The 22,642-nt window shown below is 72.3% G+C and carries 19 protein-coding genes; 16 read left to right on the top strand and 3 right to left on the bottom strand.

The window, feature by feature from the left end; all coding sequences use genetic code 11:
* Position 1: 1 nt before the first annotated feature.
* The 8 genes from BGP79_RS14845 (at position 2) to BGP79_RS14810 (ending at position 8,943) form a co-directional block, all read left to right on the top strand.
* Positions 2-1,327 carry an extracellular solute-binding protein gene (locus BGP79_RS14845; RefSeq protein WP_369800235.1) on the top strand — a complete coding sequence of 442 codons (1,326 nt, stop codon included), beginning with the start codon at positions 2-4 and terminating at the stop codon, positions 1,325-1,327.
* Positions 1,328-1,425: 98 nt separating this feature from the next.
* Positions 1,426-2,340: a carbohydrate ABC transporter permease gene (locus BGP79_RS14840; protein WP_083702014.1), complete on the top strand. Its 915-nt coding sequence runs from the start codon at positions 1,426-1,428 to the stop codon at positions 2,338-2,340.
* A gap of 185 nt (positions 2,341-2,525) precedes the next feature.
* Positions 2,526-3,281 carry a carbohydrate ABC transporter permease gene (locus tag BGP79_RS14835; RefSeq protein ID WP_083702013.1) on the top strand — a complete coding sequence of 252 codons (756 nt, stop codon included), beginning with the start codon at positions 2,526-2,528 and terminating at the stop codon, positions 3,279-3,281.
* Positions 3,282-3,285: 4 nt separating this feature from the next.
* A complete protein-coding gene (locus BGP79_RS14830; RefSeq protein WP_076696762.1) occupies positions 3,286-4,395 on the top strand; it encodes a glycosidase in 1,110 nt (369 codons plus the stop codon).
* A gap of 202 nt (positions 4,396-4,597) precedes the next feature.
* Entirely contained in the window at positions 4,598-6,646 is a 2,049-nt protein-coding gene (locus tag BGP79_RS14825) for a hypothetical protein (protein WP_076696760.1), read from the top strand.
* A 318-nt stretch (positions 6,647-6,964) separates the two neighbouring features.
* The gene (locus BGP79_RS16515) at positions 6,965-7,531 is read left to right on the top strand and encodes a hypothetical protein (RefSeq protein WP_143588445.1); all 567 of its coding nucleotides are present in this window, start codon (positions 6,965-6,967) and stop codon (positions 7,529-7,531) included.
* Positions 7,528-8,598 carry a hypothetical protein gene (locus tag BGP79_RS14815; RefSeq protein WP_076696756.1) on the top strand — a complete coding sequence of 357 codons (1,071 nt, stop codon included), beginning with the start codon at positions 7,528-7,530 and terminating at the stop codon, positions 8,596-8,598. The genes BGP79_RS16515 and BGP79_RS14815 overlap by 4 nt, the downstream gene beginning before the upstream one ends.
* Positions 8,599-8,712: 114 nt before the next feature.
* Entirely contained in the window at positions 8,713-8,943 is a 231-nt protein-coding gene (locus BGP79_RS14810; protein ID WP_076696754.1) for a hypothetical protein, read from the top strand.
* Between the two features lie 19 nt (positions 8,944-8,962).
* Here the strand turns inward: BGP79_RS14810 and BGP79_RS14805 are convergent, their stop codons facing one another.
* The gene (locus BGP79_RS14805; protein ID WP_076696752.1) at positions 8,963-10,198 is read right to left on the bottom strand and encodes a glycosyltransferase family 1 protein; all 1,236 of its coding nucleotides are present in this window, start codon (positions 10,196-10,198) and stop codon (positions 8,963-8,965) included.
* Positions 10,199-10,394: 196 nt separating this feature from the next.
* On the opposite strand from BGP79_RS14805, the gene BGP79_RS14800 reads away from it, so the two are divergent.
* The 4 genes from BGP79_RS14800 to BGP79_RS14785 all read left to right on the top strand — a co-directional run bounded on the left by BGP79_RS14800 (position 10,395) and on the right by BGP79_RS14785 (position 14,290).
* Complete coding sequence (locus tag BGP79_RS14800; protein WP_076697172.1) at positions 10,395-11,726, top strand: DUF6350 family protein; 1,332 nt, start codon at positions 10,395-10,397, stop codon at positions 11,724-11,726.
* 110 nt (positions 11,727-11,836) lie between these two features.
* A complete protein-coding gene (gene purN, locus BGP79_RS14795; RefSeq protein WP_076696750.1) occupies positions 11,837-12,451 on the top strand; it encodes a phosphoribosylglycinamide formyltransferase in 615 nt (204 codons plus the stop codon).
* Between the two features lie 76 nt (positions 12,452-12,527).
* Positions 12,528-13,757 (top strand): D-mannonate dehydratase ManD, encoded by a 1,230-nt coding sequence (gene manD / locus BGP79_RS14790; protein WP_076696748.1) that lies wholly within the window; start codon positions 12,528-12,530, stop codon positions 13,755-13,757.
* Positions 13,754-14,290 (top strand): gluconokinase, encoded by a 537-nt coding sequence (locus BGP79_RS14785; protein WP_233121579.1) that lies wholly within the window; start codon positions 13,754-13,756, stop codon positions 14,288-14,290. The genes manD and BGP79_RS14785 overlap by 4 nt, the downstream gene beginning before the upstream one ends.
* Positions 14,291-14,401: 111 nt before the next feature.
* Here the strand turns inward: BGP79_RS14785 and BGP79_RS14780 are convergent, their stop codons facing one another.
* Entirely contained in the window at positions 14,402-15,787 is a 1,386-nt protein-coding gene (locus BGP79_RS14780) for an MFS transporter (RefSeq protein WP_076696746.1), read from the bottom strand.
* Between the two features lie 148 nt (positions 15,788-15,935).
* Here BGP79_RS14780 and BGP79_RS14775 point away from each other — a divergent pair, with 148 nt between their 5' ends.
* Positions 15,936-16,637 carry a hypothetical protein gene (locus BGP79_RS14775; RefSeq protein ID WP_143588444.1) on the top strand — a complete coding sequence of 234 codons (702 nt, stop codon included), beginning with the start codon at positions 15,936-15,938 and terminating at the stop codon, positions 16,635-16,637.
* Between the two features lie 9 nt (positions 16,638-16,646).
* On the opposite strand, the gene BGP79_RS14770 is transcribed toward BGP79_RS14775, so the two are convergent.
* On the bottom strand, positions 16,647-17,582 hold the full coding sequence (locus BGP79_RS14770; RefSeq protein WP_076696742.1) for a hypothetical protein: 936 nt from the start codon (positions 17,580-17,582) through the stop codon (positions 16,647-16,649).
* 281 nt (positions 17,583-17,863) lie between these two features.
* Between BGP79_RS14770 and purH the strand changes: the two genes are divergently transcribed.
* The 3 genes from purH (at position 17,864) to BGP79_RS14755 (ending at position 22,573) form a co-directional block, all read left to right on the top strand.
* Positions 17,864-19,495, top strand: a complete 1,632-nt coding sequence (purH, locus tag BGP79_RS14765; protein WP_076696740.1) for a bifunctional phosphoribosylaminoimidazolecarboxamide formyltransferase/IMP cyclohydrolase — start codon at positions 17,864-17,866, stop codon at positions 19,493-19,495.
* Between the two features lie 128 nt (positions 19,496-19,623).
* A complete protein-coding gene (locus BGP79_RS14760; protein WP_076696739.1) occupies positions 19,624-21,846 on the top strand; it encodes an NADP-dependent isocitrate dehydrogenase in 2,223 nt (740 codons plus the stop codon).
* A gap of 100 nt (positions 21,847-21,946) precedes the next feature.
* Positions 21,947-22,573: a histidine phosphatase family protein gene (locus tag BGP79_RS14755; RefSeq protein WP_076696737.1), complete on the top strand. Its 627-nt coding sequence runs from the start codon at positions 21,947-21,949 to the stop codon at positions 22,571-22,573.
* The last annotated feature ends 69 nt before the right edge of the window (positions 22,574-22,642 follow it).

The following is a 22,642-nucleotide window of genomic DNA, read 5'->3' as shown; positions in this document are numbered from 1 at the left end:
CATGAAGAGAGCACTGAAGAAGGCCGTCATGAAGCACCCGCTGGCCACCCGGCTCGGTGCCGGGCTGGCCGTCACCGGGCTCGTCGCCACGCTCGCCGGCTGCGGCGGGTCGGGCGGCGGCCAGACGGGCGGCGGCAGCGACACCAGCGCGAAGGGCCCCATCACCATCTGGTACTCCAACAACGCGGCGGAGGTGAAGTGGGGCAAGCAGATGGTCGCCGCCTGGAACGCCGCCCACGAGGACCAGAAGATCACCGCGCAGGAGATCCCGGCCGGCAAGAGCTCGGAGGAGGTGATCGGCGCGGCGATCACCGCGGGCAACGCCCCGTGCATCGTGCTCAACACCGCACCCGTCGCGGTCCCGCAGTTCCAGCAGCAGGGCGGTCTGGTGGCCGTGGACTCGTTCCCGGACGGCGCCCAGTACATCAAGGACCGCACGGGCGACATCGCGAGCCAGTACACGTCCTCGGACGGCAAGTTCTACCAGGTGCCCTGGAAGTCCAACCCCGTCGTGCTCTTCTACAACAAGGACATCTTCACCAAGGCGGGCATCGACGCGGACAAGCCGCCGCTGGCCACGCGCGACGAGGTGCTCGCGGCCGCGCGGAAGGTGGTCAAGTCCGGCGCGGCGAAGACGGCGATCTGGCCTTCCCCGGCGAGCGACTTCTTCCAGTCCTGGTTCGACTTCTACCCGTTCTACGCGGCGGCCACCGACGGCCAGCAGCTGGTCAAGGACGGGAAGGCGACCTTCGACTCGACCGAGGGCAAGGACGTCGCGACCTTCTGGCGGACCATGTACCAGGAGGGCCTGTCCTCCAGGGAGGCGTACAAGGGCGACTCCTTCGCCGACGGCAAGGCCGCGATGGCGATGTCCGGGCCCTGGGCGATCGACTTCTACGGCAGCAAGGTCAAGTGGGGCACCGTGCCCGTGCCGGGTTCGACGGCGAAGGACTCGACCTACACGTTCTCGGACGCCAAGAACATGGCCGTCTACAGCGCCTGCAAGAACCCCGGCACCGCGTGGGACGTGATCAAGTTCGCCACCAGCAAGGAGCAGGACGGCAAGCTGCTGGAGATGACCGGGCAGATGCCGATGCGCAAGACGCTGACCACGGACTACGCCGACTACTTCACCAAGCACCCGGCCTACAAGCAGTTCGCCGACGAGGCGACCCGCACCGTCGAGGTCCCCAACGTCACCAACGCCGTCGAGATCTGGCAGACCTTCCGCGACGCGTGGAGCAAGTCGGTGATCTTCGGCAACCAGAGCGTGGACGACGCCGTCAAGGGCGCATCCGACAAGATCAACCAGCTCGCCGGCAGCTGACCGTGGCGACGGTGACGGCTCCGGGCACCCCGGGGAAGAAGGCGCCGGGGAGAGGTACGAGGAAGAAAGCGCCGGGGAAGGGCTCACCGGGCGGGCGCCTGCGACGGCCGCGGCCCTTCGTCGGGAGCACGGCGCACCCCCTGCGGCGGCAGCTGGCCGGCTGGCTGTTCAGCGCGCCGTACGTGGTGTTCCTGCTCGCGGTGTTCGCCTATCCGCTCGGCTACGCGGTGTACATCTCGTTCCACAAGTTCTTCTTCACCGCGCCGGGCGTCTCGGTGCCCCGGCCCTTCGTGGGGCTGCAGAATTACGTGACCGCGATGAGCGACCCGGCGGTGCTGCGGTCGTTCGCGAACATCGCCGTCTTCCTCGTCATCAACGTCCCGTTGACCGTGATCCTGTCGCTCGTGCTCGCCAACGCCCTGAACCGGGTGGTGCGGATGCGCACGTTCTTCCGGGTCGCCTTCTACGTGCCGTACGTGACCGCGTCCGTCGCCGTCGTCGGCGTCTGGCTGTTCCTGTTCCAGCAGGACGGCCTGGTCAACCGGCTGCTCGGCCCGCTCGCGCCGGACCCGAGCTGGCTGGTCAACTCGTGGCTGGCGATGCCGACGGTCGCCCTGTACGTGACGTGGAAGCAGCTGGGCTTCTTCATCCTGCTCTACCTCGCCGCCCTGCAGAACATCCCGGGGGAGCTGTACGAGTCGGCGGCCGTCGACGGGGCGTCCCGCTGGGGCCAGTTCCGGCACGTGACGGTGCCCGGGGTCCGGCCGGCGACGTTCCTGGTCACCCTGCTGGCGACGATCGCCGGGGCCAACCTGTTCACCGAGCCCTACCTCCTCACGGGCGGCGGCGGGCCGGACGGGGCGTCGTCGTCGCCGGTGTTCATCATCTACCAGAAGGGCATCCTGCAGCAGCGGCCCGACGTGGCGGCCGCCCTCGGCGTCGTCCTCGTCCTCGGCGTGCTCGTGCTCGCCCTGATCCAGCGCCGGTTCCTCGGCCGTGAGGAGGAGTCATGAGCATCCAGCAGCAACCGGTGGCCGGGCCCGTCCCGCCGCCGGGCGACGGGACCCTCGGCGACGGTGACGGCGACACCACCGGCCGCACCGCGGCGGGGCAACGATCCGGGGCCGGTGGCCTGCGGCCCGGCAGCGTCGTGGTGCTGGCCCTCGGCGCCGTCGTCTTCCTGTTCCCCTTCTACTACATGGTGGTCGGCTCCCTGCAGCGGGATCCGGACACGTCCGTCGGCGGCGCGTTCCCCGACCCGTCGAACCTGACGGGCGAGAACTACGGCGCCATCAACGGGTCCATCGACCTGCTCCACGGCGTCGTGAACTCGGGGATCTTCACGGGCGGGGTGATTCTGTGCACCGTGATCTTCGGCGTCCTCGCCGGATACGCGCTCGCCCTGATCCGGTTCCGCGGCCGCGGCTTCGTGTTCGGCATGATGCTGTTCGTCCAGATGATCCCGTTCCAGCTCCTCCTCATTCCGCTGTACGTGATGATCGTGCGGGACTACCGGCTCGGCGACACCTATGTCGGCATGATCGCGCCGTTCGCCATCAACTCCACCGCGGTGTTCATCTTCCGCCAGTACTTCCTCCAGCTGCCCTCCTCGCTGTTCGAGGCGGCGCGGATGGACGGCGCGGGGGAGCTGCGGATCCTGTGGACCATCGCCCTGCCGATGGTCCGGCCGGCCCTGGTCACCGCCATCCTGGTCACCTTCATCGGCCCCTGGAACGAGTTCCTGTGGCCCTTCCTCGTGACCAAGGACGCGTCGATGCAGCCGCTCGCGGTGTCGCTGGCGAACTACATCTCCAACATCTCCTCGGCGACGGCCAACCCGTTCGGGGCGATCCTCGCCGGGGCCTGCGTGCTGGCCGCCCCGGCCATCGCGCTGTTCGTCGTCTTCCAGCGCTACTTCGTCTCGACCGACATCGGCTCGAGCGTGAAGGGGTGAGGTCATGACCGCGATCGATCACGCCGGCCGGCCCGTGAGCACGGACGTGCCCTTCACCCTCGTGCGCTGCGGCACCGTGATGGTGCCCGAGGCCGGCAACCCGCTCGAGGCCGAGGGCGTGCTGAACCCGGCCAGCGGGCGGGACCCGGACGGCCGGCTCTACCTGCTGCCCCGGCTCGTCGCGGCGGGCAACGTCTCCCGGGTGGGGCTGGCGGAGGTCGTGCTGACCGACGGGGTCCCCACCGGGGTGCGGCGCGAGGGTGTGGTCCTCGCGCCCGACGCCGGGTGGGAACGCGGCCTGGCCAACGCGGGCACCGAGGACCCGCGCGTCACCTGGATCCCGGCGCTCGGCCGGCACGTGATGACCTACGTCGCGTATGGGCCACTGGGGCCGCGACTCGCGCTCGCCGTCTCGGAGGACCTGCGGCACTGGGAGCGACTCGGCCCCCTGCTGCTGGACTACCAGGCCGATCTGGACACGGACCTGAACCTGTTCCCCAACAAGGACGCCGTGTTCTTCCCCGAACCGGTGCCCGCGCCGGACGGCGTGCTCTCCTTCGCGCTGCTGCACCGGCCGATGTGGGACCTCGGCTGGATCCGCGACGGCGAGGGGGAGCACCTGCCGGCCGGGGTCACCGATCCCCGGCCGGGCATCTGGATCTCCTACGTCCCGGTCGAGGAGGTGGAGCGGGATCCACGCCACCTGGTCCGGCTCGGCCAGCACCAGCTGGTGGCGATGAGCCAGTACCCGTGGGAGAGCCTGAAGGTCGGGGCCGGACCCGCCCCGATCCGTGTCCCCGAGGGATGGCTGCTGCTGCACCACGGGGTCTCCGGGCACATCGACGGGTCCGCGTTCACCCCGCAGCAGGGGGTGCGGTACGCCGCCGGGGCGATGATCCTCGACCCGGAGGACCCGTCCCGCGTGCTGGCCCGCACGAGCGAGCCGCTGCTCACGCCCGACACCGACGACGAGCGGTCCGGCACCGTGCCGAACGTCGTCTTCCCGACCGCGATCGAGGAGATCGACGGCACGCCCTACGTGTTCTACGGCATGGCCGACGCCCGCATCGGTGTCGCCCGACTCGACCGCACGGCGCCCGCGCCCACGGTCTGACGACCCGACCCGGGTCCCCTGTCACCGATCCGGCCGACCCGGCCCGGCATGTCCGGTCCGGTCCCGGCCGATCTCGGCCCCTTCCTCCCGGCTCCGCCGGGCTGCCCGAGAGGTTCCCGCGATGCGCCCTGCCCCTTCCGGTTCCTGGTCCCGTCCGTCCACCCGATCCCGTCCGTCCCGCCCCTTCCTCCGCTCCCGGCTGATGCGCCTGCTCGCACCGCTCGTCTGCCTCCTCCTGGTGCTGCCGACGGGGGCGGCCACGGCCGCACCCGCCTCCTCCGCCGCTCCGGTGATCCCCGGCGCCGTGCTGGCCGCACCGGGACCGCTGACCAACCTCGCCCACCTGGACTTCCTCCTCGCGGGCGTCCCGTTGCGTCCGGTCCCCGGCCACACCACGTGGCGGATCGCGCAGCAGCCGACCGGGCAGGCCCCGTGGACCTACGCGAACCGGAGGAACGACGGCAGCTTCGAGCGCGTCGGCGGCGGCACGATCGACCCCGTCACCGGGTACTGGAGCCAGGGCGCCTTCAACGCCGACGACATCTCCCGTGCCGCCGTCGTCTACGTCCGGGACTGGCGCCAGAACCATCGCACGTCCAGCCGCGACCGGGCCGTGCAGCTGCTCCGCACCCTGACCTACCTGCAGACCAGCTCCGGTCCGAACGCGGGCAACGTCGTGCTGTGGCAGCAGGCCGACGGGACGCTGACCCCGAGCGCGGAACCGGTCGAGCTGCCCGACCCGTCCGACTCCGCGGAGTCCTACTGGGTGGCGCGCACCGTGTGGGCCCTCGGTGAGGGATACGCCGCTTTCGCCTCGGCCGATCCGGCGTTCGCGTCCTTCCTGCGGGACCGGTTGCACCTCTCGCTCGGGGCCCTCGAACGGCAGTCGCTGGCCCGGTACGGCACCTGGAACGTGTCCGACGGCGCCCGCGTGCCGGCGTGGCTGATCACCGGGGGCGCGGACGCGACGGCGGAGGCGGTCCTCGGGTTGAGCGCCTACCTGGCCGCCGCTCCCACGGACACCCGTGCGTTCCGTGGTCTGGCCCGGTACAGCGAGGGCATCGCCGCCATGGCCGCCGGCGGCCGCGCACAGTGGCCGTTCGGCGCGATCCTGCCGAGTGTCACCACCCGCAGCCTGTGGCACGCCTGGGGCGGGATGGCGCCCGCGGCCCTGGCGCGCGCGTCGACGGCCCTGCACCGGTCCGACCTGCTGGCGACGGCCGTGGCCGACGGCGCCGGCTTCACCGCCCAGCTGCTCGCGGCCGGCGGTGCGGACAACGCCTGGAGCCCCGTGCCCGCCGAGGCGCAGATCGCCTACGGCGTCGACTCGCGGATCGCCTCCCTGCTGGCCACCGCCGACCGCAGCCGGGCGCCCGGACTGGCGGTCCTCGCCGCCGCCTTCGGCGCCTGGTACTTCGGCGCCAACCGTGCCGGGGTGCCGGTGTACGACCGGTCCACGGGCGTCTGCGTCGACGGCATCGAGACCGACGGGCGGCTCAACCGGAACTGCGGCGCCGAGTCCGTGATCCACACGCAGCTGTCCATGCTCGCCCTCGACGCCCATCCGGCCGTCAAGGCGCTCGCGGTGTCCCTGGGCGGTCCGCACAGCACCGACGGGCTGCGGGTGGTCGAGGCCGAGTCGGGCACGCTGAGCGGAACCGCCACCGTGGTCGTCCCGCCGTCGCCGTGGACCGGGGAGGCCAACTGGTCCGGGAAGGCCTGGGTGCGGCTGGGTGTTGGGGGATCGGTCACCATTCCGGTCCCGGCGGCCTCCGGCACCGGCGGGGAGCGCCGCGTGTATGCGGTCGCCGAACGGCGGGAGGGTCCCGCCGGGCAGCTGACGGTGCGGACCGGTGGCGGTCGGCTGCTCGGCAGCATCGCCAACGGGGGCGCGGGCGCGCAGGGCGTCAGCGCCGCGCCGGGCATCCTCGCCCCGTGGGCCCTTCCGGCCACCCTGCGCCCCGGCGACACCACGGTGACGGCCACCGCGACGGGCGAGGGCCGGCTCGACGCCCTCCTGCTGCAGCCGCTCGTCTCCACGGTGACCCTGAGCGGTCCCGCCGGGACGCTCCGGCTGTTCATCAGCGCCGCGACGTCCACCCGCTCGGTGACGGTGCCCGGCTCCGGCCGGGCCGTGGCCGCCCGGTTCGACGACCACGGGCGGTTCGTGGGCGCCGGCATCCCGGCGCGCTCGCGCACGGTCGCGGTCCCGGCCGGCGGCATGACGGCGGTGTGGTCCCCGACCCGCTGAGGCTCTGACCGCTGAGGACCCGACCCGCTGAGGACCTGGCCGCTGGGACGGTCTCGGCCACCGACCGACGCACCGCCGGCTTCCCCCTGTCGGCGGTGCGTCGCTGTGTCCGGACACCGCGGGCGACGCGGTGGACCGGTGACGGGCCGGTGCCGAGCGGGGTGCGTCGCGGCGGTGTCAGCCGTCGGTCAGTTCTGTCGGTGGTGGACGGGATGCTGGTGACAGGCCCCGGGGACAGGGGCGACAGAGACCGAGAACAGACAGACCGAGAACAGACACGAGGGACACGGTGGGGGCCGGTGAAGGAGGTGAGCACCGATGCGCGCATCACTGGTGGGCGGGGGGCTGCTGCTGTCCGCATTCGGCCCGCTGGCCGCGCTCGTCCTGCTGGCCGGATCCCCGCTGCCGGTGGCCTGGTGGAACATGGCCGGCGCCGTCCTGATGCTCGCGGTCACGGCCCTGGCCGGGACCGTCGTGCGGGCAGCCCGGGGCAGCCAGGCGGTACCCCTGCGCTGCGTCGAGGTGCGGCAACGGGACAGCGACCTGCTCAGCCTGCTCGGTGCGCAGATGGTGCCGGTGGTGCTCGCGGTGTTCGCCGGTTCCGACCCCGCCCGGCAGGTGGCGATGGTCCTCTACCTGCTCATCTTCGCCGTCGTCTACGTGCGTGGCCGGCTCTACTACCTCAACCCCGTGCTCGCCCTGGCCGGCTTCCGGATCTGGGAGCTGGAGCTGGAGAACGGCGCCGCCGTCCGGCTGCTCAGCCGCGCCGAGTTCCTACCGCAGCACGGGGTCGTCCGCGCCCACCGGCTCGCCCCGGGGGTCTTCATCGCCTCGCGCCGGGACCGCCCCGGCCGCCCGACCGTCACCCAGGAGGACCGACCGTGACCAGCGCATCGACCCACGCGACGCCGACCACCGGCGCACCGACCCACGCTCCGCCGGCCCGCGCGACGCCGGAGCAGGCGACGCCGGCCGCCGGCCCGCACACCACGACGCCGGACGCCCTCGTCGCCGCCCGCGCGGACCTGGAGGCCCTGTTCACCGAACCGACCCTGAGCACCGCCCTGGTACGCCACAGCCTCACCGAGCCGATCGTGAGCGCAGTGGACTTCACGGTCGGCCTGGCCGAGGACGTGGTCACGGACGTGCAGGCCTACGTGCTGGGCCTGCTCGAGAAGGAACTCGCGCCCTACGACCCGTCGTACCGTCCCGGCAGCCACGAGGTGCTGGTCGACGAGCTCGCCAACGCGCCCGCGCTGGCCGACCTGCACGCCCGGCTGCTCACCGACGACCTGCCGCTGGACCGCGGTGACGCGCCCGAGCCGGTCGTCGCGATGGCGCACGTCCTGACCGGGGCGGACGGGGACCGGGTCGCGGTGTACCGGCTCAAGGGGGAAGGCATCGCGACGCGGCGGGTCCGCGGCGTCCGGGCGCTCCTGCCGCGGGACGGGTACTGGGAGCCGGTGCCGACGGACCGGTTGCTCTACTACTCGCCGCGGTTCGACGCCGCGGTCATCGGTGAGCACGTCCTGTTCACCGCCGTCACGACCCTGGCGCAGCAGCTGCAGGCGCCCGACCGGGCGCAGCGGATGGCCCGCACCACCTTCGCCACGGCGACGGCCGCGGTCGCCATCGAGGGCGTCGACCAGCTCACCGAGGCGGTCTCGACCGAGCCGGCGATGATCGCCAAGATGGCGCAGCTCTCGCGGCTGCTGACCGCCGACCCGGAGTACGCGAGCGCGCTGACCACCCCGAACCTCGTCTCCTTCGTCGACCGGAACCCGCAGTTCGGGGTGGAGACCACGGGGGAGGGGGAGCAGCGCCGGCTCGTGTACGAGGCCGCGCCGCAGACCCGGTTCCTCATCGTCAAGCTCCTCGCCGACGATCTGCTCCGCTCGGACCTGACGGATCGCCGCTACGAGGCCGGGACCAAGCACCGGGTGGCGGACTGAGCAGGGGAGAGCCGGGCCGCACTACGCTGGAGTCACCTCGTGGGGCGCCGGTGGGTGCCCCGCCGCGGCAGTGGCGCCCGGCACACGGCCGGGCCCCAGGGAAGGGAGCGAGCCATGAGCGAGACCCAGAACCAGTCCGGCCAGAACGAGTCCGGCCAGCGCGATCCGGACCCGTCGAACATCCCCGGCCACGAGGACGGCGTCGGCATCGGCGCGACATCCGAGGCGAACACGCACGAGCCGGAGGACGACCGGGAGGCCGCCGAGGCCGCGGCCCGCGAGACCGGCCGTGAACCCGAGCGCGCCGGGCGCACCGACGACGGGCCCGACACGCTCGACGACTGACGACTGACGGCCAGCGGCCTCAGCCGCGCCGGAGCCTCAGCGCGGGTCGGCCGGCCACCGGCCGCACGTCGTGGTGCATCGCGATGGCCTCCTCGTAGTGCCCGATCAGCTGGTCGGAGAGCACCGGCCAGGTGCGGCCCTGCACGGACGCGTGCGCGGCGCGCGCGAACGCGGCCCGCTTGGCGTCGTCGCCGACCAGGTCGAGCACCCGGTCCCGCAGACCCGCCAGGTCCCCGGGCCGGTAGAGCCATCCGGTCCGGGAGGAGTCGACCAGGTCGAGCGGGCCGCCACGTCCCGTCGCCACGACCGGCACCCCCGAGGCCATCGCCTCCTGGATGGTCTGGCAGAAGGTCTCGGACTCGCCGGGGTGGACGAAGACGTCCAGCGACGCCACGATCCGCCCGAGGTCCGCGCCCGAGCGGAAGCCGGCGAACCAGGCGCCGGGCAGCTTCTGGCGCAGCGTGTCCTTCAGCGGTCCGGAGCCGACGACGACGAGCCGCACGCCCGGCGTGTTTGCGAGCACGGCCAGATCCTCGACCTGCTTCTCCGCGGCCAGCCGGCCGACGTAGCCCACCAGCTTCTCGCCATTCGGCGCCAGCTCGGCGCGCAGCTCCTCGTCCCGCCGCCGTGGGCTGAAGCCGGTGGTGTCCACCCCGCGGCGCCACAGCCGGAGCCGGGGGATCCCGTGCTCCACGAGCTGATCGTGGGCGAAGGAGGAGGGGGCCAGCGTCACGGTCGAGGCCCGGTGGATGTCCTGGACCCGCTGCCACAGGCGGGGTTCCAGCCACGGCACCCCGTACCGGGAGGCGTAGGCGGGCACCTCGGTCTGGTAGACGGCCGCGGTCGGGATGCCGAGCTGGTTGGCGGCCTGCACCCCGCGCCAGCCCAGGATGAACGGAGACGCCAGGTGCACGACGTCGGGGGCGAAGTCGGCCAGCAGGCGCCGCACCCGTCCCACCGTCCCCGCCGCGACCCGCACGTTCGGGTACCCGGCCAGCGCGAACGACGGCAGCCGGTGGACGGGGAAGCCGTGCACCCGGGTCGGCCCCTCGTCCTCCATCACCACGGAGGACAGCGGTGCCGGCAGGAATCCGGCCAGCTGGTCGGGTATGTAGGGAGCCACGGTCGCGCCGGACGGCGCCACGACGAGCACGTCGTCGCCGCGTCGGGCGAAGTGCTCCAGCACGTGGAGGAGGGAGTTGGTGACGCCGTTCATGTGAGGCAGGAAGGATTCGGCCACGATCGCGATGCGCACGAGTCCAGCGTCACCGGCGGAGACGACGGGCCGGGCAGGAGCCGGCAACGCGTTCGTGAACGGCCCATGAATCCGCATCGATGGGTGTCGTGGCCGGTCGCCCGGCCACGATCCAGTTCCTCGGCGCACGGCGTTTCCACGGCTCGGCGGCGTTGCCTGCCCGGCTGCGGCGTCCGCTGGTGGGACCATGTACGCGATGAAGATGACACTGGGGCCGCGCGGCCACCGACACCTCCCGATGCCCCTGTGGCTGCAGGGCGCGATCGTGTTCCTCCAGGCCGCCCTGATCACCGCCGTGCTGGTGCTCGTGCCGGTCTTCGCGGCCTGGTTCGCCGGCGGTTTCGCGGACCGCTCCGCCGCCTCGACCGCCCGGCTCGCCGGGCAGGTGTGGCTGCTGCTGCACGGCACCCCGCTGACGGTCTCCGGCGGCGGGACCCCGGGGGTCTTCTCCCTCATCCCGCTGGGTGGCACCCTGATCCCGCTGCTGCTCGCGTGGCGCGGTGGCCGCCGGCTCGCCCGCGCCTCCTACACGGACCAGCTCTGGCAGGGCGCCGTCGGTGCCCTCGCCGTCTATGCGCTCGCGGGCATGGGCACGGCCTACATCTGCTCCACCCCGGAGGTCGCCGTGCCGACCCCGCTCGGCGCGCTCGTCCCCCTGGTCCCCGTCGCGATCGGCCTGGTCGCCGGTGCCCGGCAGGAGGCCGGCTCCTGGGCCCGGTTGATCGGAGTCGACGCGGCCGACTGGATCGCGCGCAGCAGCCAGCGCTCCCGCTGGGCCGGCTCCTACCTGTGGTCCGTGGCGCGGGCCGGCACCCTCGCCGTCCTGGCGACGCTCGCCGCGTCCGCCGTCCTGCTGACGGTGATGCTCGCGGTGCACTGGGCGGACATCATCACCATCGTCGAGGCCCTCCACCCGGGCGCGGTCGGGGCCGCCGCCCTCACCGTCGGCCAGCTGTGCCTGCTGCCCAACCTCGTCGTCTGGACCGCGTCCTACACCTCCGGTGCCGGTTTCGCGCTCGGCGCCGGCACCACGGTCAGCCCGTTCGCCACCGACCTCGGCCCCATGCCCGCCGTCCCCGTCCTGGGTGCGGTGCCGACGTCGACCCCGATCTTCGCCCTGCTCACCCTGCTCATCCCGGTGGTCGCCGGGATGCTCGCGGGCTGGTGGTTCCTGCGCGAGGCGGAGAACCACTTCGACGACTGGCTGGCCCTGCGGATCCGGGTGCGCTGGCTCTCCGCGACGCTCTCGACCCTGGCCCTCGGGGTGGCCGCCGGTGTCGTCGCCGGGCTGTTGATGGGCCTGGCCGCCTGGCTCTCCGGCGGCGGGATCGGCCTCGGCCGGCTCACCGACCTGGGGCCCCACGTCGCCCTCACGGCCGCCCTCACGGCCGCCGAGGTGGCCGTCGGTGTCGTCCTCGGCTACGTCGTCGGCCCGTGGCTCGAGCGCCAGCCGCCGATCGAGGACCTGCCGGCGCGCGAACCGGTCTCCGCGACGGTCGACGTCGAGGACCTGCAGCCCACGTCCTGAACACGGAGCTCAGGTACACCGCGCTCGTGACAGCGCTGCGGTCCCCGTCGACCTGTGGCGCCGACCCGGGCCGGCGGACCGTCGTCCGGGCGAACTCCTAGACTGGCCCCATGCGTCTGCTCGTCATGGTCTCCGGGTCCGGCACCGGGCTGCAGTCCGTCCTCGACGCGGTCGCCGCGGGCTCGCTGCCGCTGACGGTCGTCGCGGTCGGCAGCGACGTCCCCGGCTGCTCGGGCCTGGACCGGGCCGCCCGTGCCGGTGTCCCCACCTTCACCGTCGCCCGGAACGCCTTCGCCGACCGGGCCGCCTGGAACGACGCCCTCGAGGCGGCCATCGCCGAGCACGAGCCGGACCTCGTGCTGTTCGCCGGATTCATGCGTATCGTCGGGCCCGGCGTCGTGCGCCGCTTCCGCATCATCAACACGCACCCCGCCCTGCTGCCGGCCTTCCCGGGGGCCCACGGCGTGCGGGACGCGCTCGCGTACGGGGCGAAGGTCACCGGCGTGACCGTGCACCTGGTCGACGACGGCGTCGACACCGGCCCCATCCTGGCCCAGCGCGCCGTGGACATCGCCCCGGGCGAGGGCGAGGAGTCGTTGCACGAGCGCCTGAAGGCGGTCGAGCACCGGCTGCTCGTCGAGGTGCTCGCCGAGCTGGCCACCGGGCACGCCGACGCGTCGCCCGCGGAGACCGCGACCGGACCCGCCGACGTCTCCGTCCGCTGAGGGCCCGACCGTGAGCGACGACGGCCCGGAGCCGGCCCGTGCCCGCCGCCCCGCACGACCCTGAAGGAGAACCAGCATGAAGATCGTCGCGGTCGACGTCGTCGTCACCAGCCCGACCCGCAACTTCGTCACCCTCAAGGTGACGACGGACGAGGGGGTGACCGGTCTCGGGGATGCCACCCTGAACGGCCGTGAACTCTCCGTCGCCGCGTACCTGAAGGAGCACGTCGTCCCGCTGCTGCTGAACCGGGACCCGGCGAACATCGAGGACACCTGGCAGTTCCTCTACCGGTCCGGCTACTGGCGGCGCGGGCCGGTGACGATGGCCGCGATCGCCGCCGTCGACATGGCCCTGTGGGACATCAAGGGCAAGGTCGCCGGCATGCCCGTCTACCAGCTCCTCGGCGGTGCCTCCCGCCGCGGCCTGTCCACCTACGGCCACGCCTCCGGCCGGGACCTGCCCGAGCTGTTCGACTCCATCCGGCACGAGAAGGAGCACGGCTTCTCCGCGATCCGGGTGCAGACGTCCGTGCCCGGCATCACGGCGCTCTACGGGGTGGCCGCCCAGACGCAGGCCTCCGGCGAGCGGTACGACTACGAACCCGCCCAGCGCACCGCTCTGCCGGTCGAGGAGGACTGGGACACCCGGGCCTACCTGCGGCACCTCCCCGGCGTGTTCGAGGCGGTGCGCCACGAGTTCGGTCCCGACCTCGCCCTGCTGCACGACGGGCACCACCGGATGACGCCGCTGCAGGCCGCGAGGCTCGGCAAGGACCTGGAGCCCTACGACCTGTTCTGGCTGGAGGACTGCACCCCGGCGGAGAACCAGGAGGCGCTGCGTCTCGTCCGGCAGCACACGACGACGCCGCTGGCCATCGGCGAGGTCTTCAACTCCATCTACGACATCAAGGACCTGATCACCGAGCAGCTGATCGACTACGTCCGGTGCGCCTCCACCCACTTCGGCGGCATCAGCCCGCTGAAGAAGGTGATGGACTTCGCCGCCGTCTACCAGGTCAAGTCCGGCTTCCACGGTCCCACCGACGTCTCCCCGGTCGGCCTGGCCGCGCAGATGCACGTGGGCATGGCGATCCACAACTTCGGGCTGCAGGAGTACATGGAGCACTCGGAGAGGACGAACGCCGTCTTCGAGCAGTCGCTGACCTTCGTCGACGGTCTGCTGCACCCGGGCGATCAGCCCGGTCTCGGCGTCGAGCTGAACGAGGAGGAGGCCGCGAAGTACGCGTACCAACCGGCCTACCTGCCCTACAACCGGCTCGCCGACGGCACGGTGCACGACTGGTGAGCGGCACCGATTCCGCCCCGGCCGGCGGGCACACGGCCGTACCACGCGTCGTGGTGATGGGCGTGTCCGGGTCCGGCAAGACGACCATCGGCGCGCTGATCGCCGACGAGCTCGGCGTCCCGTTCGTCGACGGCGACGCCCTGCACCCGATCGAGAACGTCCGGAAGATGGCCGCGGGGACACCGCTGACCGACGAGGACCGCTGGCCGTGGCTGCGCCGGGCGGGGGAGGAGCTGGTGGAGGCCGGCGACGGCCTCGTCGTCGCCTGTTCGGCGCTGAAGGTGGTCTACCGCACGGCCATCGCCGCCGAGGCGCCCGGCACGGTGTTCGTGCACCTGGCCGGCACGGTCGAGGTGCTGCAGGAGCGGATGGAGGGCCGCAGCGACCACTTCATGCCGCCGAGCCTGCTCCGCTCCCAGCTGGCGACGCTCGAACCGCTCGGCGCCGAGGAACCCGGCTTCGTGCTCGACATCGCCCAGCCGGTGGACGGCCTGGTGCGGCAGGCGGTGGCCGGCGTGCGCGCCCGGCTCTGAGACCATCCGCTCTGACGGCGCCCCGCGAACTGCACTCGTATCGACAGCGACGACGGCGGCCCCGGGAATCACGCGATTCCCGGGGCCGCCGTCGTTCGTCGACCGGAAGTGTCAGTGCTCCAGCGTCGCCAGCTCGCGTCCGCGGGTCTCGGGCGCCCACACCGCCATGATGACGACGGCGACGACGACGAGCGCGCCGGTGACGGCGAACGTCAGCGGCAGTCCGAGGACCGGCCACAGCAGCGACCCGAAGATCAGCGGGACCAGCCCGGCGCCGACCCGCGACGCCGTCGACGCCCAGCCGAAGCCGGAGCCGCGCAGCTGCGTCGGGTAGAGCTCGGAGACGTAGGTGTAGAGCACCGGAATGGCGACCTGGACGATGAAGCCGAAGAACAGCAGCATCGCGTTGGCGGCGACCGGGGCATCGGCGTCGAGGAACAGGGCGAACACCACCAGGCTGAGGGCCGACAGCGGGCCCGCGACCGCGAGCATCCACTTCCGGCCGAGCCGCTCGACGAGGGCGGCCGCGACGAGCGCACCGACCAGGCCGATCGCCGTCATGCCCGCCGTGCGCAGGAAGGCGCTGGACTCGGGGTAGCCGGCCTTGACCAGGATGGACGGCATCCACGTCAGCGCGCCGTAGTAGACGAGCAGGATGGTGACGAACAGGCTCCACGCCGTCAGGGTGATCTTCCAGTCGAACCGCCACAGCAGGCCGACCTGCTTCGTGAGCGACCCGATCGCGAGCCTGGGCGCCTCCTCCGGGTCCGGCAGCCGCCACGGGCCGACGGTCGCGCCGGTGCGGGCGATCAGGCCGTCGATGACCCGCTTCGCCTCGTCCCGCCGGCCCTTGCTGACGAGGAACAGCGGCGACTCCGGCACGCCGGTGCGCACCCAGAAGACGAGCAGCGCCGGGATGATCATGACGAACATGAGCGGACGCCAGTCGTGGACCACGGCGACGAGCGCGGCGGAGACGACGCCGCACAGGGTCGCGCCGATCGGCCACCAGCCGTCCATGGCGGTCAGGACCCGGCCGCGTTGCCGGCGCGGGGTGAACTCGCCGACGAGGGCGTAGTCGACGGGGATGCAGCCGCCGAGCCCGAAGCCGGCGATGAACCGGAACACGCAGAACCAGAGCAGGTCGGGGGAGAGGGCGCCGAACAGCGTGAACACCGAGAAGATGAGCAGGGTCAGGGTGAACGCGCGCTTCCGGCCCACGGCGTCGGCGATCCCGCCCCACGCGAAGGCGCCGACGGCCATGCCGATGAGGTTGGCGGTGCCGACCCACGCGGCCTGACCCGGCGTGAGGTGCCAGTCGGCCGAGAGCAGCGGGATGAGGAAGCCGTTCAGGGTGACGTCCCAGGCGTCGAACATGAAGCCGAGGCCGCCGATGAGGAAGATCTTGCCCTGGACGCCCCAGCGCCAGGGAAGGTCCTGGACGACGGCGTCGCCCGCGGGGAGCGGGGCATTCTGGGTATGGGTAGGACTGGTCACGGTGGACCTCTTTCCTGGCGTGATTCCCGCGACGAGCGGGTGACCTCCGACCGGGATAGCATGCTGCGTCACCACGGGCCGCCGGAAGTGGACATCACTGTAGCGCATGTCCGGCGTGTTGTGCGCCACTCTCGCCTACGCTCTGATCATGACCGACGACGCGGGGGACGCCGATCGGCCGGCCGACGAGCCGGCACCCATCTCCGGAGGCACGACCGGCCGACACCGGTGGCCGTGGTCCCGGCTCGTGACCGCGCTCGTGGGCCTCGGCCTGCTCGTGGCGGGGATCGTGACGATGGTCGTGGCGAATGTGGCAGCGACCACGGGTACCGGGCCGCGTCGCTATGCCGAGTACGCGGTGTCCGACGAGCCCGCCGTCCTCTACTCCGGCTCCTCCGAGCCGCTGCAGCCCGGTGACTGGCTGCCGGGGTCCGGACCTGCCGACCTGGTCGGACCCCTGCTGGTCGTCGTGGGCGCCGTCGTCCTGGTGTTCACCTTCGGCTGGACACTGGCGCAGCATGCCGTCGCAGCGAGGGCGCGACCCGTACGGGAACTGCTCGCCGGCGCGGGCATCGGCTTCGTGCTCGTCGTCGCAGGTCTCGCCGTCGGTCTGCTGGCGGCCCCGCAGCGCACGTTCGGATGGTTCGCCTACGCGCCTCTGTCCAACGAGTACTTCGCCCCGGCTGTGCCGGAGGCGCCAGTCCTGTTCTCCCTCGCCCTGGTCACCGCGGGCCTCGGTGTCATCGTCGTCACCTGCGGCTGGTGGTTCGGCTGGATCGTCGGCACGGGCGCTGGGCGGCGTCACCCCCGCCGTCCCCGGACTCCCGGGTCCGACGCCGGTATCGCCTGAACCGGTCCCTCAGCCGTTGACGTGGTCGGCGTCGCGGCCGAGGTCGTCCTCGGGGCGGACGATCAGCGCCTCCACCTCGTCCGACCGGACGATCGCGGTGATCGCCTCCGCCGAGCCGGCCACCACGGTGCTGTCGACATCGATCTCACTGCCGATGCACCACGCCCGATCCGCCGGCCACACCAGCGCAGGCATCGGGCCGCCGTGTCCGATCCAGCCCGGTCCGGTCGTCCATCCCAGCCCTGCCCGCTCGGGCCAGGTCGGGTCGGCGAGCTCGTCGACCGTGGTGGTCAGCAGGACGTACTCCCGGTTCGGCAGCTCCAGCAGTCCACGTCGACGGCGCACGGCGCTCGCTACGGCGGGATCCAGCGCCTCCTCGCGCTCGCGGCGGGCCTCCTCCTCCGCCCGCAGCCGCTCGCGGCGGGAGACGCCCAGGGGGAAGTAGAGCGCGATGTTCCTGCTCCCCGCGTTCAGCTCGCCCCAGCCGACCCAGACGGCGATGGTCAGATCGTCCGGCGTCGTCGTCGGCAGCAATCGGACCAGGGCGGCGAGCTGTTCCGGCGGCAGGTGGCCCTCGCGCGTCTGGCCGACGCTGCGGCCGTCGGGCAGGGTGGCGAAACCGTCGGCGTTGCCGGTGATGGCCGCCCACTGGGCCGTGGCGTGCATGGTCGCTCCGAGCGCCTCGGCCGTCCGCGCCCAGGTCCACCGCTCCTCGGCATAGCGCGGAGCGTCAGCCAGCTCGCCGGCCAGCTCCTCGGGCAGTCCGGGGATCGGGGGCATCGCGGCGATCTCGTCCGGGTCGGTGATCATCCGTGACACCGGGACCGGGTGGAACACCCGCGCGTACCGCTCGAAGCCGTCCGGCACGGCCACCGTCACCGTCGAGCCCCAGTGCGTCCGCTCGCGGATCCAGGCCCCGCGCGCGATGTCGTCCGTCCACTCCATGCGCTCAGCGTCCCACGGGCGAAGCGGATCTCGTCCGGACACCCACGACCGCCCCACGAGGTCCCGACCAACGGCCACGACGAGTGGTGCGGATGGGATCGGTGCGACGACGGATCGACCACATCCGCCCCACGTGTCACACCCGCTGTGGCGGTCGGTCGGCCGGCCCGGTCGGCGGGGCCGCCTCGAGGCCGGGGCCCGTCGTCATCGACGTGCTCCCGCCCCTGCCCGGTGTCTAGGCTGAGGTCGAACCCACTCCCGACCGACCGGAGTCCACTCCCGTGAGCCTGCAGCAGCTCGACCGTGTTCCCTTCCACCGCGCCCTCATCTCGGTCTACGACAAGACCGGGCTGCCCGAACTGGCCGTGGGCCTGCACGCCGCGGGTGTCAGCATCGTCTCGACGGGGTCGACCGCGAAGGCCATCGCCGCGGCCGGCGTGCCCGTCACCGAGGTCGCCGACGTCACCGGTTTCCCCGAGACCCTCGACGGGCGGGTCAAGACGCTGCACCCCCGCGTGCACGCCGGCATCCTCGCGGACCGCCGCCGTCCCGAACACGTCGCCCAGCTGCACGAGCTGGAGGTCGAGCCGTTCGACCTGGTGATCGTCAACCTCTACCCGTTCGTCGACACCGTCGCCTCGGGCGCGGAGGCGGACGAGATCGTCGAGCAGATCGACATCGGCGGCCCCTCGATGGTGCGCGCTGCCGCGAAGAACCACGCGAGCGTCGCCGTGGTCGTGGACCCGTCCGGATACCCCGAGGTGGTCCGTGCGGCGGAGGCCGGCGGCTTCGACCTGGCCGCGCGCCGCCGGCTCGCGGCCCGCGCCTTCGCCCACACCGCCAGCTACGACAACGCCGTCGCCACCTGGACCGCCGGGCAGTTCCTCGACGAGGACGAGAACGGGACGGTCAGCTGGCCCGCCTACGCGGGGCTCGCCTTGGAGCGCTCCGAGGTGCTGCGCTACGGGGAGAACCCGCACCAGCAGGCCGCCCTGTACGCGGACAAGGCCGCCCCCGCCGGCATCGCCCAGGCCGACCAGCTGCACGGCAAGGCGATGAGCTACAACAACTTCGTCGACGCGGACGCCGCCCTGCGCGCCGCCTTCGACTTCGACGAGCCGGCGGTCGCGATCATCAAGCACGCCAACCCGTGTGGCATCGCCGTCGGCAGCCCCGACGCCGAGGACCCGATCGCCGACGCCCACCGCAAGGCCCACGCCTGCGACCCCGTCTCCGCCTACGGCGGGGTGGTCGCGGCCAACCGGGTGGTCACCGAGGCCATGGCGGCCACGCTGAAGGACATCTTCACCGAGGTCGTCATCGCGCCCGGCTTCGAGCCGGCGGCCCTGACGATCCTCACCGCGAAGAAGAACATCCGTCTCCTCGCCCTGCCCGAGGGCTTCGGCCGCTACCCGGCCGAGATCCGCCAGGTCTCCGGCGGCGTGCTCGTGCAGGTGACCGACCGGCTCGACGCCGAGGGCGACGACCCCGCCACCTGGACCCTGGTCGCGGGGGAGCCGGCCGACGAGAAGACCCTCGCCGACCTCTCCTTCGCCTGGCGGGCCTGCCGGGCCGCGAAGTCCAACGCGATCCTGCTCGCCCGCGACGGCGCGAGCATCGGGGTCGGCATGGGCCAGGTCAACCGCGTGGACTCGTGCAAGCTGGCCATCGAGCGGGCCCGCGAGCTCGCCCCCGAGGGGCCCGACGGCGCCCGCGTCGACCGGGTGACCGGTTCCGTGGCCGCGTCGGACGCGTTCTTCCCGTTCGCCGACGGCGCGCAGATCCTCTTCGACGCCGGCGTCTCCGCCGTCGTCCAGCCCGGGGGCTCCATCCGCGACGACGAGGTGATCGCCGCCGCGAACGCCGCCGGCGTGACCATGTACGTCACCGGGGCCCGGCACTTCTTCCACTGACCGGCCAGCTACCGCCCAGCCACCGGCCGCCCACCCACCCGCGACCCGCCGCGAACCCCGTCGGGTAGCATCGAACAGGCTGCATGCCAGCCATCCACCGCCCATCCACGCGAGGGAGATGCCTCTTCATGTCCACGATCATCTACACCCACACGGACGAGGCGCCGATGCTCGCCACGCACTCGTTCCTGCCGATCATCGAGGCGTTCGCCTCCACGGTGGGGGTGGACGTGGAGACCCGGGACATCTCCCTGTCCGGTCGCATCATCGCCGCCTTCGGCGAGCACCTGACCGAGGACCAGCGGACCGCGGACGCGCTCGCCGAGCTCGGTGACCTGGCGAAGACGCCCCAGGCCAACATCATCAAGCTGCCCAACATCAGCGCCTCCGTGCCGCAGCTGAAGGCCGCGATCGCCGAGCTGCACAGCCAGGGCTACGCCGTCCCGGGCTACCCGGACGAGCCGGCCTCGGACGAGGAGCGGGAGATCCGCGCCCGGTACGACAAGATCAAGGGCTCCGCGGTCAACCCCGTGCTGCGCGAGGGCAACTCCGACCGGCGTGCCCCGCTCTCGGTGAAGAACTACGCCCGCAAGAACCCGCACCGCATGGGCGTGTGGAGCTCCGAGTCGAAGACCAACGTCGCGACCATGGGCGAGAACGACTTCCGCTCCAACGAGCAGTCCGTCGTGATGGACGACGCGGACACCCTGTCCATCGTCTTCGTGGCCGCCGACGGCACCGAGCGCGTGCTCAAGGAGGTACCCGTCCTCGCCGGTGAGGTGGTCGACGGCACCGTCATGCGCGCCGCCGCGCTCGATGCCTTCCTCGCCGCCCAGGTGCAGCGCGCGAAGGACGAGGGCGTGCTGTTCTCCGTGCACCTGAAGGCCACGATGATGAAGGTCTCCGACCCCATCCTGTTCGGCCACACCGTGCGCGCCTACTTCTCCGAGCTGTTCGAGACCTACGGCCAGGACCTCGCCGCGGCGGGCCTGAGCGCCAACAACGGCCTCGCCTCGATCCTCTCGGGCCTGGACGACCTGCCCGACGACGTCAAGGAGGGCGTCGAGGCGCTCATCCAGAAGGGCCTCGAGGAGGGCCCGCGGCTGGCCATGGTCGACTCGGATCGCGGCATCACCAACCTGCACGTGCCCTCCGACGTCATCGTCGACGCGTCGATGCCGGCCATGATCCGCAGCTCCGGCCACATGTGGGGCCCGGACGGCGAGGAGGCCGACACCCTCGCGGTGCTGCCGGACAGCTCCTACTCCGGCGTCTACCAGGCCGTCATCGACGACTGCCGCGCCAACGGGGCCTACGACCCGGTCACCATGGGCACCGTGCCGAACGTCGGCCTGATGGCCCAGGCCGCCGAGGAGTACGGCAGCCACGACAAGACGTTCGAGATCACCGAGCCCGGCACCATGAAGATCGTCGGCTCCGCCGGCACCGCGCTGATCGAGCACGCCGTCGAGCCCGGCGACGTGTGGCGCGCCTGCCAGACCAAGGACGTGCCGATCCAGGACTGGGTCAAGCTCGCCGTCACCCGCGCCCGCGCCTCCGAGACGCCGGCCGTGTTCTGGCTCGACGAGACCCGCGCCCACGACCGCAACCTGATCGCGAAGGTCCACCAGTACCTCGCCGAACACGACACCGAGGGTCTACAGCTGGAGATCCTCGCCCCGGTCGAGGCCACCGCGTTCACCCTGGAGCGCATCCGCAAGGGCGAGGACACCATCTCGGTGACCGGCAACGTGCTGCGCGACTACCTGACCGATCTGTTCCCGATCCTCGAGCTCGGCACTAGCGCCAAGATGCTCTCGATCGTGCCGCTGATCAACGGTGGCGGCCTGTTCGAGACCGGCGCCGGCGGGTCTGCCCCGAAGCACGTCCAGCAGCTGGTCAAGGAGAACCACCTGCGCTGGGACAGCCTCGGCGAGTTCCTCGCCCTGGCCGTCAGCTTCGAGCACCTGGCCACGACCACCGGCAACGCGCGGGCCCAGGTCCTCGCGGACACCCTGGACCGGGCCACGGGCACCTTCCTGCTCGAGAACAAGTCCCCGAGCCGCAAGGTCAACGAGATCGACAACCGCGGCAGCCACTTCTACCTCGCGCTCTACTGGGCGCAGGAGCTGGCGCAGCAGGACGCCGACGCCGAGCTCGCCGCCGCGTTCACGGACGTCGCCGCGGCCCTGAAGGAGAACGAGCAGACCATCAGCGACGAGCTGCTCGCCGTCCAGGGTTCCCCGGTGGATCTCGGCGGGTACTTCCGGCCGAGCGAGGAGAAGGCGTTCTCCGTGATGCGCCCCTCGGCCACCCTCAACGGCATCCTCGAGGCGCTGACCACGCGCTGACGGTCACGCTCGACCGCTGACGCGCCAGCTGCCGATCCGGCCGGCCGTCCCAGCGGGCCCCGTCCCTCCCGGGCGGGGCCTGCTGGCGTAGCGTGAGGCCGTGACCACCTTCTCCCTCGTGCGGCACGGCCGCACCCCCTGGCAGGACGAGAACCGCTACGCCGGGGTCTCCGACATCGCGCTCACCGACACCGGGCGGGCGCAGGCCCGGGCGCTGGCGGCCTGGGCGACCCGTCGCCCGGACGGCGAGGCGTTCTCCGGCGTCTGGTCCTCGACCCTGCAGCGGGCGATCGACACGGCCACTCCGGCCGCCGAGGCGCTGGGCCTGACGCTCGGCACCGATCCCCGGCTCGGCGAGGTCGACTTCGGGGAGGGCGAGGGGATGACCCGCGCGGAGATGGACGAGCGGTTCCCCGACGCCGCCGCCGCCCACTTCTCCCATCCCGGCGTGATCCCACTGCCCGGTGGCGAGCCGGGGTCGACCGCCATCGCACGCGGTTCCGACGCGCTGCGCGAGATCGAGGCCGCCCACCCGGACGGCCACGTGCTCGTGGTCAGCCACGGCACCCTGATCCGGCTGTTGCTGTGTGCGCTGCTGTGGATCGACATCGACCGCTACCGCACCGTGTTCCCCGCCATCACCAACGGGTCGGTCACGACGGTGCGGTTCGAGGGCCACCGGGCCGAGCTGCTGGACCTGAACGTGGTGCCTCCGGCGGCTGGATGAGGCCGGGGAATCCGGTGTGAGCAGCGCAACACCGGTCGTCCGCCACGCAACACCGTGGAAATGTGAGGT

Source organism: Tersicoccus sp. Bi-70 (assembly GCF_001968825.1).
Lineage (GTDB): Bacteria > Actinomycetota > Actinomycetes > Actinomycetales > Micrococcaceae > Tersicoccus.
The sequence above is the reverse complement of the archived record's forward strand: the minus strand, read 5'-3'. Positions and strand labels throughout refer to the sequence as shown.

What these genes read in the sequence shown, in the direction of transcription:
- BGP79_RS14770 (WP_076696742.1), bottom strand. Translation starts at nt 17,582, where the DNA reads ATGGAGTGGACGGACGACATCGCGCGCGGGGCCTGGATCCGCGAGCGG.
- purN (WP_076696750.1), top strand. Translation starts at nt 11,837, where the DNA reads ATGCGTCTGCTCGTCATGGTCTCCGGGTCCGGCACCGGGCTGCAGTCC.
- BGP79_RS14800 (WP_076697172.1), top strand. Translation starts at nt 10,395, where the DNA reads ATGAAGATGACACTGGGGCCGCGCGGCCACCGACACCTCCCGATGCCC.
- BGP79_RS14760 (WP_076696739.1), top strand. Translation starts at nt 19,624, where the DNA reads ATGTCCACGATCATCTACACCCACACGGACGAGGCGCCGATGCTCGCC.
- BGP79_RS14775 (WP_143588444.1), top strand. Translation starts at nt 15,936, where the DNA reads ATGACCGACGACGCGGGGGACGCCGATCGGCCGGCCGACGAGCCGGCA.
- BGP79_RS14830 (WP_076696762.1), top strand. Translation starts at nt 3,286, where the DNA reads ATGACCGCGATCGATCACGCCGGCCGGCCCGTGAGCACGGACGTGCCC.
- BGP79_RS14835 (WP_083702013.1), top strand. Translation starts at nt 2,526, where the DNA reads ATGGTGGTCGGCTCCCTGCAGCGGGATCCGGACACGTCCGTCGGCGGC.
- BGP79_RS14825 (WP_076696760.1), top strand. Translation starts at nt 4,598, where the DNA reads ATGCGCCTGCTCGCACCGCTCGTCTGCCTCCTCCTGGTGCTGCCGACG.
- manD (WP_076696748.1), top strand. Translation starts at nt 12,528, where the DNA reads ATGAAGATCGTCGCGGTCGACGTCGTCGTCACCAGCCCGACCCGCAAC.
- BGP79_RS14810 (WP_076696754.1), top strand. Translation starts at nt 8,713, where the DNA reads ATGAGCGAGACCCAGAACCAGTCCGGCCAGAACGAGTCCGGCCAGCGC.
- BGP79_RS14845 (WP_369800235.1), top strand. Translation starts at nt 2, where the DNA reads ATGAAGAGAGCACTGAAGAAGGCCGTCATGAAGCACCCGCTGGCCACC.
- BGP79_RS16515 (WP_143588445.1), top strand. Translation starts at nt 6,965, where the DNA reads ATGCGCGCATCACTGGTGGGCGGGGGGCTGCTGCTGTCCGCATTCGGC.